The sequence below is a fragment of the Pigmentiphaga sp. MLSB6-MA01 genome (genome assembly GCF_058793475.1).
Map to the genome: position 1 here is coordinate 108824 of NZ_JBXAFV010000005.1, position 13288 is coordinate 122111.

Sequence of the window (13288 nt, forward strand, 5' to 3'; positions counted from 1 at the left end):
CGCCGCTACTGCCAGGCGATCCCGGTGAACTTGAGCTGCGACAGCTCCTCGATGGCGTAGCGCACGCCTTCCCGCCCGGTGCCGCTCAGTTTCATGCCGCCGAAGGGGTACATGTCCAACCGGAAGCGGCTGGCTTCATTCACCCACAACGCCCCCACCTCGAAGGACTCGGCAAACCGGAACGCGTGGCCCAGGCTGCGCGTGAACACCGCCCCCTGGAGCCCGAACGGGGAATCGTTGGCCAGCGCCAGCGCATGCGCGGCGTCATCGGCCCGGATCAGCACGGCGACCGGCCCGAAGACCTCCTCGTACCACAGCCGCGCGCAAGGCTTGAGTTCCTCGACGATGACCGGGGACAGGATCAGGCCCTCGCGGCGAGGCGCCAGCCGGTAGCGGGCGCCGTTCGCGATCGCATCCTCGCACAGGGCCATGATGCGGTCGGCCGACGCCTCGGATACCAGCGGACCGATGTCGGTCCGCTCGTCGCCCGCGGGTCCGACGCGCATCCGCTCGGCGGCGGCGGCGAATCGCGCCGCGAACGCGTCGTAGACCCCGGCCTCGACGATGACCCGCTGCGCCGAGATGCATTGCTGCCCGCTGGCCTCGAACGCGGCCGCGGCGATCTTCGCGGCAGCCGCTTCCAGGTCCGCGTCGGCCAACACGACGTTGGCGGCACTCGACCCGAGCTCCGACAAGAAACGGCGCACGCCCGTTGCCCTGGCCAGTGCTTCGCCAGCCTGCACGCCGCCCGTGAACGACACCGCCCCGACGTCGGGATGGGCCGCGAGGGCCAGCGCCGCCGCCTTGTCCCCGGCCAGCACGTTCACCATTCCCGGCGGCAGGCCGGCCTCGACCGCCGCCCCCGCCAGATGCAGCGCCGTGCGCAACGACGCGGGCGCCGGCTTGGCCACGCAGGCGTTGCCAGCCGCGAGCGCGGGCGCCAGTTTCTGCACGAGCAGGTTCACCGGCGCATTGAACGGCGTGATCGCGGCCACGACGCCATAGGGAAAGCGGCGGGTGTAGCCGACCCGCCCCACGCCGGCCGACACGGCGTCCAGGGGAATGACCTCGCCACCGATGTGCGCCAGTTCCGCCATGCAGGCTTCCACGAACTGGAGGCCGCGCGCCACCTCGCCGCGCGCCACCCGTATCGGCTTGCCCACGTCATCGCTGATGATGCTTGCCAGCGTGGCGGCTTCGGCGGACAGGGCGTCCCGCAGGGATTGCAGGTGGCGCAGGCGCGCGACAAGCGGCGAAGGCCGCTGCGCCTCGTATGCGCGGTGCGCGCTGGCCACCGCCTGCGCCACGACGCCCTCGTCCGCCTCGGCGATGGCCAGCACACCCCCGCCGCCGGCCTGGCGCCACGGCATGCGCGCCTCGCCCGGCGCGACCCGGGCGCCGTCGATGAAAGAGGACTGCACGTCCCCGGGCAACGCGTCTTTCATCGTCCGCCTCCCGACTCGGCGCGCAGGTGCCGGATATTCATGTTCGCGAGAAATCCGACCAGGGGATGCAGCCCCATTTCCGCGAACACCAGCTGGTCCATGTTCAGCAAGGCCCCGCGGTGGCTTTCGCTCAACTCGAAGCGCGCGGCATAGGCCTGCGGATCCGCCACGAACGCATGCTGGTTGGCCCGGTCGTAGGCCAGGCCGTGCAGGGCGCGCGTCAGTTCCGCCAGTTCGGGCGCGATGCGCGGATAGTGCGGACGGGGGGCCGGCTGCGGCGGCGAGAAGAACCCCACCGAGGCATAGTTGTGGTGCCAGCTCGGATCCATCTGCACCACGTCGGGCACGCGCTCGCCCAGCGCCCCCGCTGCCAGCGCCCAACAGCGCAGTTCGATGTTGCCGGTGTCGTCCAGTTTCGACTCGCCGTACCCGATCAGCGACTTCAGGTTGCCGGTCCGCAGGGTATCCAGGACACGGTTGTCGAAATCCAGGTCGGGTTGGCTGTAGCGGTCCGTGCCGGGAAAATGCGACATGCCGCCGCTGGCCACGACCACCGTCCGCAACCCCAGGCGGCGCACGGCGTTGGCCAGCGCCACGCCGAAGGCATAGCACCGCTCGGTAGTCGGCTGCGGCGGCAGGTAGGCATTGACATATACCGGCAGCACGGGCGCCGACACCCCCAGGTGCGTCAGCGGGATGCCCAGCGCATAGTCGATCTCGGCGCTGCTGGTGAAGGCGGGATCGAAGCCCGACCGGTACAGGTCCTCGACGATCTGGAAGGAAATGTCGCTGGGCACCTGATAGCGAAAACCACGGCCGGCGAACTCTCCTTTTGCCACGCCTCCGACATGCAACGTGAAGGGAGGCGCGCACTGATGGAAGAACTGCTGGGCATGGTCATTGGCGATCATGATCCACAGATCGGGCTCGAGTGCCTGCAGACGCTCCCCGATCGACGCGGCCACGTCCCGGACCCGCTGGACCGTGTCCTTGTCCTCGCTGTCGGGCAATGTGAAAAACTGCGGGGCATGCGGCAGCATGGCGCCGCCGACGATCAGATCCTGGGGCATTGCGTCTCTCCTTTTTGGCAATCTGTCCTGGGTGCCAAGAAGTGTAGGAACGCAGCCCCGGGCGACCGTTACGTCCCCGTCTGCCCATTTATGAATTCATCCGATTTTGTCGCGGCGGCCGATGGCGGCCGCCGGGCTCCTGGATATACTGTCGGCACACACGCAACATCGCCGTCCCGCGGGGCGAAGGAAGGGCCACGTGTCCAGAGTCCTAGCCGTTACCCATGGCCACATCGGCCGGGCCTGCCTGCTCGACAAGGTGCGGCCCGCCGGCGCGCATGCCCATCCCGTCCACCACGCCATGATCGAACTGGACGGCCCCTGCCATGAATACCAGGTGGGCGAGGCATCGGCGATACTGGCGCCCCGCCACGCCGTCCTCGTCAACAGCCACGAGCTGCACGCCAACCGTTCCGTCGGCCAGGGAAAAAGCACGATCCTCATGCTGTATTTCTCGCCGTTGTGGATCGAGGAACAATTCCCGGGCCTGCCCGCATACGTGAGGTTTTTCCGGCACAGCAGCGTGCAACTGGGAGCGTGCGCGGTCGAGCTTGCCCAGCGGCTGGCCCGGCACATGCTCGAGGCGGCCGAGATCAACAGCCCCGAAGTCCAGGCCCTGTTCGGCGAACTTGCCGAGCACCTGTGCCACCAGCACGGCCCCACGTATCCGAACCGCGAGCGGCCCGCCCGCAGCAACGACTACCGCATCCGGCGGGCCATCGCGCTGATGCAGGAGCATCTGGAAGAGCCGCTGCCCACCCAGACCATCGCTTCGCGGGTGGGCCTGTCCCGTTCGCGCTTCTTCGAACTGTTCACCGCCTGCACCGGCCTGTCGCCCAAGCACTACGTCAACATGCTGCGGCTGCACGCCGCGGTGGAATACCTGGCCGACGACCCGGGCCCCATCGCCGAGCTGTCACAGCGCTGCGGTTTCGGCGCGCAAAGCCACTTTTCGAAATTTTTCGTCGACCAGCAGGGCTTCACGCCCCGCGACTATCGCCGCGCCGCCGTGCCCGCCCTGCCCAGGCAGTGCGAGCACGCCGACGCCCCGCACCCTTAGTGCTTGGCCACGCCCAGCAACCCGTCCAGCGTCGCGCCGTCGGCCAGCAGGGCCTGCGCGGTGCTGGCATGCGCCACGCTGCCCCGCTCCAGCACGATGGCGTCGTCGGTGATGCTGAGCGCCTTGCGGGCGTTCTGCTCGACCAGGATCACCGACATGCCTTCGTCGCGGATGATCCGCTGCAAGGCGCTCATCAGTTCCTGGACGATGATCGGCGCGAGCCCTTCCAGCGGCTCGTCCAGCAGCAACACCCGGGGGTTCAGCATCAGCGCGCGGCCGATGGCCAGCATCTGCTGCTCGCCGCCCGAGAGCTGGTTGCCCATGTTAGCCTTGCGCTCCCGCAGGCGCGGGAACATCTCGTAGATGCGCGTCAGGTTCCACGGCCCGGGCACGGCCACCGCCGTCAGGTTTTCCTCGACCGTCAACGACTTGAAGATGTTGCGTTCCTGCGGCACCCAGCCGATGCCGGCCAGCGCGCGCTGGTCGGGACGCAGCCCGGTGATGTCCTTGCCCGCCAGGTGAAGGCGGCCGGCGAAGCGCCGCGTATGGCCGACGACGGTGTTGATCAGCGTGGTCTTGCCGGTGCCGTTGCGGCCCAGCAAGGCCAGCGCGCGGCCCTCGCCCAGCGAAAGGTCGATACCCATCAGGACCTTGGCCTCGCCGTAGCCGGCCACGATGCCTTCGAGCTTGAGCAGCTCAGTCATGGTAGCCCTCCACCACTTCCTCGCCCAGGTACACCGCCTTCACGCGCGGATCACGGGCGATCTCGGCATTGGTGCCTTCGACGAACAGCCCGCCGTTGACCAATACCGAGATGCGGTTGGCGAAGCTGAATACCAGATCCATATCGTGTTCGATGAGCAGGATGGTCACGTCCTCGGGCAAGGCGCCGACCGTATTGAGGATTTCGCGTCGCTCGCCGTCGGGCACCCCGGCCACGGGCTCGTCCAGCAGCAGCACGCGGGGCCTGGCGGCCAGCGCCAGCGCGATCTCGAGCAGACGCTGCTTGCCGTAAGGCAGCACCGCCGTCTTGCGGTCCTTCACGTCGAGCAGGTTGCACTGCTCCATCAGGGCGGCGCATTCGTCCATGATCTCGCCGCGCTTGCCCAGCGGACGCAGGCAACGCCAACCCTTGCCTTCCCGCTCGGAGATGGCCACCGCCAGCGATTCCGCCGGCGTCATTTCGGCGAACAGCTGGTTGATCTGGAAAGTGCGCACCAGGCCGCGGCGCGCCCGCGCGTGCACCGGCAGGCGCGTGACGTCCTCGCCTTCGAGCTCGATCCGGCCGGAAGTGGCGGACAACACGCCGGTCAACAGGTTGATCAACGTGGTCTTGCCCGCGCCGTTGGGACCGATCAGCGCCTGGCGGGCGCCGCGCTCGACCGTGATCGACACGTCGTTGGTGGCGACCAGCCCGCCGAAGCGCTTGGTCAGGCCGAAGGTCTGCAGTACGGTGGTCATTGCTTGCCTCCATGGCCACGGCGGAACCAGGTCCAGGGACGCACCAGCTTCTCGTGGCCGACGACCACGATGACGACCAGGAGCAGGCCGATCCAGAATTGCCAGTATTGAGGCGTGATGCCCGACAGCCAGTCCTGCATGAACTTGAAGATGACGGCGCCGATGACCCCGCCGTACAGGTAGCCAGCGCCGCCGATCACCAGCATCAGCATCACATCGGCCGAGCGGTGGAAAGCCAGCACGTCCAGCGACGCGAAGCCCGTGGTCTGCGCCAGCAGCGCGCCGGCCACGCCGGCATAGGCGGCCGCCAGGGTATAGACGGCGGCGCGGCGGCGGTTGACCGCCACGCCCATGGCCGCGGCGCGCAGCGGATTCTGGCGCACCACCTGCAGCGACATGCCGAACGGCGAATGCACGATGGCCCGGGCGATGAAAAACAGCACCGCCACCACGATGATCGAATAGGTGTAGGCCGTGCGGCCGAACAGGTCGAACTCGAAGGTGCCGAACAAGGGCACCATGGTCACGCCGGTCAGGCCATCCGCGCCTCCCGTCAGCCAGTTCATCTTGTTGGCGATCTCGTACAGGATCAACGCCACGCCCAGCGTCACCATCAGGCGGGTCAGGTCGGAGCCGCGCATCACCAGCACGCTGGTCACCAGCCCGAGCAGCGCGCTCAGGGCCGCCGAGATGACCAGCCCCAGGATGGGATCGATGCCGAAATACTTGGCCAGCAGCGCCGCGCAATAGGCGCCCAGCCCGAAGAAGGCCGCATGGCCCAGCGACACGATGCCGGCGTAGCCGAGGATCAGGTCGAGCGAGACCGCGAACAAGGCCAGGATGGCCAGCTCATTGAGCAGCAGGAATCCCCTGGGCAGCACGAAGGCGGCGCCGATGGCGACCGCCCAGAAGACGATTTCGAACCACCGGATGCGGGACCAGCGCGCGCCGATCGCGCGCAGCGAATCGGGGGCCGCCGCGGCGGACGCGGGAGCCCGGGTCGCGATCGTGGCTTTCATGACTTACCCCCCGCCCGGGAGAACAGGCCTTGCGGACGCCACATCAGCATGATGATCATGACGCAATAGATGATGAATGCCCCGACGGTGGGGATGTAGTACTTGCCGGCCACGTCGGCCACGCCCAGCAGCAGCGAAGCCACCAGCGGCCCCGTGAGGGAAGAGGTGCCGCCCACGGCCACCACGATCAGGAAATAGATCATGTACTTGACCGGGAAGGTCGGATCCATGCCGAGCAGGTCGGCGCCCAATGCGCCCCCCAGGCCGGCCAGGCCGGAACCGAAGGCGAAGGTCGACAGGAACACCAGGTTGATGTTGATGCCCAGCCCGCTGGCCGCGCGTGGATCGTCCACCGCGGCGCGCAGGCGGCTGCCGAAGCGGGTCTTGCTCAGGATCAATTGCAGCGCGATCACCAGCACCACGCAGATCGCGATCACGAACAACCGGTAGTGCCCGATGCCCACGCCGCCGATCACCGACCGGCCGCTCAGCCACTCCGGCAGATGCAGCAGTTGTTGCTGCGATCCCATGAAGTAATCGACCATGGCCATGGCCATGAAGGTCAGCCCGATCGAGAACAACACCTGGTTCAGGTGCGATTGCCCGTACACCCGCTTGTACAGCGTGCGCTCCAGGATCGCCCCCATCACCGCCGACACGATGAAGGCCAGCGGCAGGCACAAGAGGAAAGGCACGTTCAGGCGCTGCATGGCCAGCACGGTCACATAACCGCCCACCATCGCGAACGCCCCGTGCGCCAGGTTGATGAAATTCATCAACCCCAACGTCACGGCCAGCCCGCAGGCCAGCACGAACAACAGCATGCCGTAGGCAATGCCATCAAACAGTATCGTCAGCAAGAGAAGCTCCCCCCTACGCGCTTACGCGCGCCCCCCAGGGGGCGGCACTGGCGGACCGGCGAAGCCGGATCCGCTGTGCCCTGGGTCGGGCGCCGTACGCGGTTCTGGGTTACAGAAGTGGCTACTTGATTTTTGCGGGGTCTTTGACGGCTTCGATCTTGTCGAAGGGAACGTTGTACAGGGCGCCGTTCACGCGTTCCACCTTGGTGATGTAGACGTTCTGCACCATCTCGCGCGTCTGCGGATCCAGCATGACCGGACCACGCGGGCTGTCCCACTTCTGGCCCTTCATGGCGGCCAGCAGCTTGTCGCCGTTGGTGTCGCCCTTGGTGGCTTCGATGGCCTTGTAGATCAGGTGCATGCCGTCATAGCCGCCGACGCTGTGGAAGTTCGGACGCATGCCCTTGTTGGCCTTGGCGATGCCCGCCACGTAGGACTTGTTGGCCGGGTTGTCCAGCGCGGCCGAGTAGTGCATGGACGTCACCACGCCCAGCGCCACGTTGCCCATGTCGTTCAGCAGATCGTCGTCGACCACGTCGCCGGTGCCGATCATCTTGATGCCGGCCTTGTCCAGGCCGCGCTCGGCGAACTGCTTCATGACCACCGAACCCATGCCCGAGGGCACGAACACGAACACGGCGTCCGGCTTGGCATCGCTCACGCGTTGCAGGAAGGGCGCGAAATCGGGGTTGTTCACCGGCACGCGCAGTTCCTGCGTCACTTCGCCGCCGTTGGCGGTGAAGACCTTCTTGAACGAGTTCTGGGCATCGATGCCGGGACCGTAGTCGGCGACCAGGGTCACGACCTTCTTGATGCCGTTCTTCGGCGCCCATTGGGCGATGCCCAGGGTGACCTGCGGCAGCGTGAAGCCGGAACGCACGACATAGGGCGACTGTTCGGTGATCATCGCGGTCGCGGCGGCCATCACGACCATGGGCACCTTGGCCTGGGTGGCGATGGGCGTGGTCGACAGCGCCAGCGGCGTCAGGCCGAAGCCAGCCAGCACGGCGACGCGGTCATTGACCACCAGTTCCTGCGCCAGGCGCTTGGTGGTGTCGGCGACGTTGGCGTCGTCCTTGATGATCAGTTCGATCTTCTTGCCGGCCACGGTGGTGCCGTGTTCGGCCATGTACAGGCGGACGGCGGCTTCGATCTGGCGGCCGGTGGACGCGAACGGCCCCGTCATCGGCAGGATGAGGCCGACCTTGACCACGTCCTGCGCATAGGCGGGCACGGCGGCCGTGCCGGCCAGCATCAACGCGGCGGCGATCTTGAGCAGATTGCGTTTGTTGTTCATGGTGTCTCCTTGCTAACTCACCGGATGGGACAACGTGGGAAATCAGGGCCAGCGGCCGCTGAAAAGCGCGGCATAGCGTATCAGCTTGTAAACGGCAAAAGTGACCCCTGCGGGTAATCCGCAGGCGTAAAACGTTATCGCGGTATGCGTCTGCGTATCAGCCGGGCTCCCGGAATCTGCGAGAACATGTCCTGGTTGCGCAGCACCGACTGCATGTTGCGAAAGGCGATGCGCGCGTGCTCCCGCATGATGGCCTCGGCGCGCGCGCCTTCGCGGTTCTCGATGGCGGCCAGCACCATCCAATGCTGGTCCTGCGCCACGATCAGGCTCAGCCAGGCGTCCTCGTCGTCGGCCTGGGCCTGCAGGAAGCCATTGGGCGAGGCGAACGGAAGATTCGTCGCGCGCGCGATCTGGCGTTCGAGCACCGAGCTACCCGGCAGGTAGTGCAGCATCTGGTGGAAGCGGCGATTCAGCTCGATGTAGCCAGACAGGTCGGCGACGCCCTTGTCGCGGCCCGTCAGGATGCGGTCGATCTCGGTCAGGCAATCGCGCATCGCGTCCAGGTCGGCGGCCGACACACCGCGCTCGGCGGCCATGCGCGCGGCCAGTCCTTCCAGCGTGCCGCGCACCTCGATGGAGTCGCGTATCTCGGATTCCGTGAAGGCCTTGACCGCGTAGCCGCCCGAAGGAATCACCTCCAGCAGGCCTTCGTCTTCCAGCCTGGCCATCGCGGCGCGGATGGGCGTGCGCGAAATGCCCAGCCGCTCGGCCACGCTGGGCTCGGACAGGCGCGCTCCCGGCGTCAGCTCGCCCGACAGGATCAGTTCCCGCAGCCCCAGTTCGGCCGCGGTCGTCTGCGCACCGCCCGACTTGGTCTTGCCGTCGGCCCGGTTGCGCGCGGCGGTCTGCTCAGTCATGCGGCCCCCGCATCGGGACAGGAGGCCGCGGACAGGACGCCCGGACAGGCGAGGCGCCCATGGCGCCCGGAGGAATTCGGCAGGGGGTAGTCATGTCTCCGTTACCGCTCTTTACCGCTTTACTGGATACAGACTGTATACAAATATCTCGGCCAATAACAAGAACTTTGTACCCTGCCTAGGGAAAACGCCAAGCGCCGTATACAACCCCCGAAAAAAAGCGGCGCCCAATTCTGAACGCCGCTCCTGCAAGAACCCACCCCGGTGTTGCCAGGATGCGGTGGATCCGGCTTTGCCGGTCCCCCCGCATCGCCCCCTGGGGGGCGCGCATCAGCGCGTAGGGGGGAACTTATTCACGAGTGATACGCGCTTTCCCCGTGCGTCGTGATGTCCAGGCCTTCGCGCTCTTCCTCTTCCGTCACGCGCAGTCCCAGCAGCGCATCGGCGATCTTGTAGGCGATCAACGCGACGATCGTGGTCCAGACGATGGTGATGACCACGGCCTCGACCTGCACCCACAGCTGGCTGAGGATGGTCATGCCGTCCACGCCCGGGCCGCCCAGCACCTTCGCGTTGAAGATCCCGGTCAGCAACGCGCCGACGATACCGCCCACGCCGTGGACACCGAACACGTCCAGCGAGTCGTCCACCTTCAGCATGCGCTTCAGGCTGGTCACGCCCCAGACGCAGATCACGCCCGCGGCCAGGCCGATCACCAGCGCGCCCACGGGACCGACCACGCCGGCCGCCGGAGTCACGCCCACCAGGCCCGCCACCGCGCCGGACGCGCCGCCCAGCATCGAGGGATGGCCACGCACGGCCCATTCCGTGAAGACCCAGGCCAGCACCGCGGCGGCCGTGGCGATCAGCGTGTTCATGAAGGCCAGCGAGGCGACGTTGTTGGCAGCCAGCGCCGAACCCGCGTTGAAGCCGAACCAGCCCACCCACAGCAGCGAGGCGCCGATCATGGTCATGGGCAGGTTGTGCGGCGACAGCGACTCCTTGCCGAAACCGATGCGCTTGCCGATGACATAGGCGCCGACCAGGCCCGCCACGCCGGCGTTGATGTGCACCACCGTGCCACCCGCGAAGTCCAGCGCGCCGCGCTCGAACAGGAAGCCCTTGACCTCGCCGCCGAACCACACCATGTGCGCGATGGGGATGTAGGCGAAGGTGAACCACAGCACCATGAACAGCAGGATGGCCGAGAAGCGCGCGCGTTCGGCGAAGGCACCCACGATCAGCGCGCAGGTGATGCCGGCGAACGTGGCCTGGAAGGCCGCGAAGCTGAGCTCGGGCACGGTACCGGACAGCGGGAAGGTCCCGGTCTCGGCATCGAACAGTCCCTTCAGGAACAGCCGGTCAAGCCCGCCGAAGAAGGCATTGCCCTCGGTGAAGGCCAGCGAATAGCCGTAGATGAACCACAGCACGACGATCAGCGAGAACGTCACCAGGACCTGCATCAGGACCGACAACATGTTCTTGCTGCGCACCAGGCCGCCATAGAACAGCGCCAGGCCCGGCACCACCATCATCAGTACCAGGATGGTGGACGTGCTGAGCCAGGCCAGATCGGCCCCGACCAGCGTGGGGGCGGCATCCTCCGCCAGCGCGGGGGCGGCGAACAGTGCCAACGCCAGCGCCAGTCCCGCCCCAAGGGCTTTCATCGATGAAGCATGCATTGTTTTCATTTTTGAATCGTCCTCAGAGGGCGTCCTTGCCGGTTTCCCCGGTACGAATACGAATGACTTGTTCGAGCGGAAACACGAAGATCTTGCCGTCGCCGATCTTGCCGGTGCGGGCCGAATTCTCGATGGCCTCGATGGCGCGGTCCACCAGATCGTCCGCGAGGGCGATCTCGATCTTGACCTTGGGCAGGAAATCGACGACATACTCGGCGCCCCGGTAAAGCTCGGTATGCCCCTTCTGGCGGCCGAAACCCTTGATCTCGGTAACGGTAATGCCCTGGACCCCGATGCCGGAGAGGGCTTCGCGTACCTCGTCAAGCTTGAAGGGCTTGATGATTGCGGTGATGAGTTTCATGACGAACCCCACATGGTGATGAATCGAAATGGCTGACCGGCGCGGCCTCGCGGCCGCCCGGGATCAGAACGCCTTGCTCAGGCCGAGCACCGCGCCGAAGCGGCCGGCGTTCTTGCCCTTGTTGGTGATGACCCAGTCCTTCTTGCTGGTGGTCACCAGCGACAGGCCCAGGATCCAGCCGTCCAGGTCCTTGGTCACGCCCGCCTTGTAGTCGACATAGTGGCCCAGGCCGGTCGCGTCGTTCTTCAGCTTCTGGTAGCCGACGTGGGCATTGGCGCCCCAGCCGTTCCCCAGGTCGAAAGCAGCGCCCAGGTCCAGGTAGTAGTTGTTCTTGCTGTTCGGCGTGCCGAAGAAATCAGTCATGCCGTGCGAATACTTCAGCGTGAACGGGCCCCAGCCCACCGCGCCGTACAGCTCGAAGTTGTCGATCGTGCTGCCGTTCAGCTTGGAACCGGGGTAGTAGTAATAGAGACCGCCCACGTCGAAGGCGAAGTCCTCGTACTTGAACTTGTAGCCGCCGTAGAAATCCATCTCCAGGTTACCGCCGCTGAACAGTTCGCTGGCGACGTTGGAGTTCCAGTTGCCCAGGTAGAAGCCGGACTTGTGGGCGAAATCGAAGCCGCCCTGCATCGCCGGCTTGAGGTTGGTCTGGCTGAAGCCGCGGAACCGGTAGTCGCTGAACAGGCCGGCGTTGCCCGTAAAGGTGTAGTCGGGCTCCGGATCGGCGGCAAAGGCGGTCGAGGTGGCGCACAGGGCCAGGGCGGTCGCAAGCAGAGGTTTTTTCATGGGTCGTTCCAGGGCGGGTTGTCAGCCAGGCGGTCCAGTGCGTGGGTGGCGCAACTGGCGTGGTCACGGGGCCTGCGCGGTCAGGCGGACCCCGATTGACGGTTACTGAGCATTTCCCGTGCCAGCTTGCTTTCCCTATGGAACGCACCACCCTTGCCCGGATGACGAACCAAATTGGTGCATGCGGCGGGCGCGCCAGCGGCGGCCGCACCATGTCGTGGCGCAGGCGTTCGTCCCGGGGCGGGACTACACTGGAGGCCGGCAGCCGACTTAAAGGACAGACATCATGATCAATCGCACCGACTGGTTCGAAGACCTGCAGAAAAACATCTCCGACCTGATCGCCCGCAGCCCGGCGGCCGACATCGAGCGCAACGTCAAGGGCTTCCTGGGCCAGACCTTCACCCGGCTGGATCTGATCACCCGCGAGGAATTCGACATCCAGACCGAATTGCTGGCGCGCACGCGGGCCAAGGTGGATGCGCTGGAAGCGCAGGTGCAGGGGTTGGAGGCGCGGGTGATCGCGCTGGAGGGGAAAACGTCGCAAGCTTGAGGTCGAAGACGGGTCTGGATTCGACTTGCGACAAGAGGACGGTCCGCCAGGAACTCCAGCCCGGCGGATTCAGTGCTGCTTTCTACTATTGTTTGCTTTGCGCCTTGGCCAGATCATCGGCGATGCGCTCCGCCAACGCATCCGCCGCCAACACCGCTCCATCAACGGTCTTACTGGGGTCTTCAAGGACTCCACCGGCCGTCAGAAATGAGTAGCGTCCGTCATCCACGCGCACCGTTACCATGCGCGCAGTCCTCTGCTGCCCCTGAGGGACGGCCGGATCCCGGGACGACTCGATCACGGCCGCCCCGACGGGCGCATAGGTGCTAACCCAGGTCGTGGCCCGATACTGCATCATCGCATTGACCACCGATATCTTCTGTTCATTGGCTGTCAATGAGCGCCCCTTGAGCACCTCGGCATCCGCCAACGTCACCCCCTTCCCCTTCGCACGAGCGATGATTTGCTCACGTAGGCGTTTCGGCAGCGACTGCGCCCGGTCATCTGTCTTGACCTTCTCCCAAAGTTCTCGCGACTGGGACCGATTGTTGCCGTTGATAGCCGATCCCAGCGCCCCGCCCGCCACGATCTCCGTCATATACAGGCCGATGGGTTGATCAGCCATGCTGACCGATAGATAAGTGATATCGGCCGGCGCAACTTTCAATTCGGGGGTGGGCAAGGTGGTCGCGCAGCCCCCCGTCAGAGATACCGCAAGAACAAGCGTTGCTATCCGATATCCGTTGTTCATTCTGCCCCGCCCCATGTGGTTATTCT

At 66.0% G+C, this 13288-nt stretch carries 14 protein-coding genes; 2 read left to right on the plus strand and 12 right to left on the minus strand.

Going from position 1 to position 13288, the window contains the following annotated elements; translation table 11 throughout:
• Window positions 1-5: 5 nt before the first annotated feature.
• Complete coding sequence (locus AC1Q6E_RS10240) at window positions 6-1445, minus strand: aldehyde dehydrogenase family protein (protein WP_492572671.1); 1440 nt, start codon at window positions 1443-1445, stop codon at window positions 6-8.
• Window positions 1442-2515, minus strand: coding sequence for a DODA-type extradiol aromatic ring-opening family dioxygenase (locus AC1Q6E_RS10245; protein WP_152793282.1), 1074 nt, complete (start codon window positions 2513-2515; stop codon window positions 1442-1444). The genes AC1Q6E_RS10240 and AC1Q6E_RS10245 overlap by 4 nt, the downstream gene beginning before the upstream one ends.
• A 199-nt stretch (window positions 2516-2714) precedes the next feature.
• Between AC1Q6E_RS10245 and AC1Q6E_RS10250 the strand changes: the two genes are divergently transcribed.
• On the plus strand, window positions 2715-3575 hold the full coding sequence (locus AC1Q6E_RS10250) for a helix-turn-helix domain-containing protein (RefSeq protein WP_296559807.1): 861 nt from the start codon (window positions 2715-2717) through the stop codon (window positions 3573-3575).
• Here AC1Q6E_RS10250 and AC1Q6E_RS10255 read toward each other — a convergent pair.
• The 9 genes from AC1Q6E_RS10255 to AC1Q6E_RS10295 form a co-directional block, all read right to left on the minus strand.
• The gene (locus AC1Q6E_RS10255) at window positions 3572-4279 is read right to left on the minus strand and encodes an ABC transporter ATP-binding protein (protein ID WP_492572672.1); all 708 of its coding nucleotides are present in this window, start codon (window positions 4277-4279) and stop codon (window positions 3572-3574) included. The two genes, AC1Q6E_RS10250 and AC1Q6E_RS10255, sit on opposite strands and share 4 nt — an antisense overlap.
• Window positions 4272-5036: an ABC transporter ATP-binding protein gene (locus tag AC1Q6E_RS10260; RefSeq protein WP_152793285.1), complete on the minus strand. Its 765-nt coding sequence runs from the start codon at window positions 5034-5036 to the stop codon at window positions 4272-4274. The genes AC1Q6E_RS10255 and AC1Q6E_RS10260 overlap by 8 nt, the downstream gene beginning before the upstream one ends.
• Window positions 5033-6055, minus strand: a complete 1023-nt coding sequence (locus AC1Q6E_RS10265; protein WP_152793286.1) for a branched-chain amino acid ABC transporter permease — start codon at window positions 6053-6055, stop codon at window positions 5033-5035. Before AC1Q6E_RS10265 ends, AC1Q6E_RS10260 begins: the two co-directional genes overlap by 4 nt.
• Window positions 6052-6915, minus strand: coding sequence for a branched-chain amino acid ABC transporter permease (locus tag AC1Q6E_RS10270; RefSeq protein ID WP_152793287.1), 864 nt, complete (start codon window positions 6913-6915; stop codon window positions 6052-6054). The genes AC1Q6E_RS10265 and AC1Q6E_RS10270 overlap by 4 nt, the downstream gene beginning before the upstream one ends.
• 121 nt (window positions 6916-7036) lie before the next feature.
• Complete coding sequence (locus AC1Q6E_RS10275) at window positions 7037-8212, minus strand: ABC transporter substrate-binding protein (protein WP_152793288.1); 1176 nt, start codon at window positions 8210-8212, stop codon at window positions 7037-7039.
• 134 nt (window positions 8213-8346) lie between these two features.
• Window positions 8347-9129 carry a GntR family transcriptional regulator gene (locus AC1Q6E_RS10280; protein ID WP_152793289.1) on the minus strand — a complete coding sequence of 261 codons (783 nt, stop codon included), beginning with the start codon at window positions 9127-9129 and terminating at the stop codon, window positions 8347-8349.
• Between the two features lie 353 nt (window positions 9130-9482).
• Window positions 9483-10811: an ammonium transporter gene (locus AC1Q6E_RS10285; RefSeq protein ID WP_296559917.1), complete on the minus strand. Its 1329-nt coding sequence runs from the start codon at window positions 10809-10811 to the stop codon at window positions 9483-9485.
• A 22-nt stretch (window positions 10812-10833) separates the two neighbouring features.
• Entirely contained in the window at window positions 10834-11172 is a 339-nt protein-coding gene (gene glnK / locus AC1Q6E_RS10290; protein WP_152793290.1) for a P-II family nitrogen regulator, read from the minus strand.
• A 63-nt stretch (window positions 11173-11235) separates the two neighbouring features.
• Complete coding sequence (locus AC1Q6E_RS10295) at window positions 11236-11958, minus strand: TorF family putative porin (protein WP_152793291.1); 723 nt, start codon at window positions 11956-11958, stop codon at window positions 11236-11238.
• A gap of 286 nt (window positions 11959-12244) precedes the next feature.
• Between AC1Q6E_RS10295 and AC1Q6E_RS10300 the strand changes: the two genes are divergently transcribed.
• Window positions 12245-12511 (plus strand): accessory factor UbiK family protein, encoded by a 267-nt coding sequence (locus AC1Q6E_RS10300; protein WP_492572673.1) that lies wholly within the window; start codon window positions 12245-12247, stop codon window positions 12509-12511.
• 85 nt (window positions 12512-12596) lie between these two features.
• On the opposite strand, the gene AC1Q6E_RS10305 is transcribed toward AC1Q6E_RS10300, so the two are convergent.
• Window positions 12597-13262 (minus strand): hypothetical protein, encoded by a 666-nt coding sequence (locus AC1Q6E_RS10305; RefSeq protein ID WP_492572674.1) that lies wholly within the window; start codon window positions 13260-13262, stop codon window positions 12597-12599.
• Between the last annotated feature and the right edge of the window lie 26 nt (window positions 13263-13288).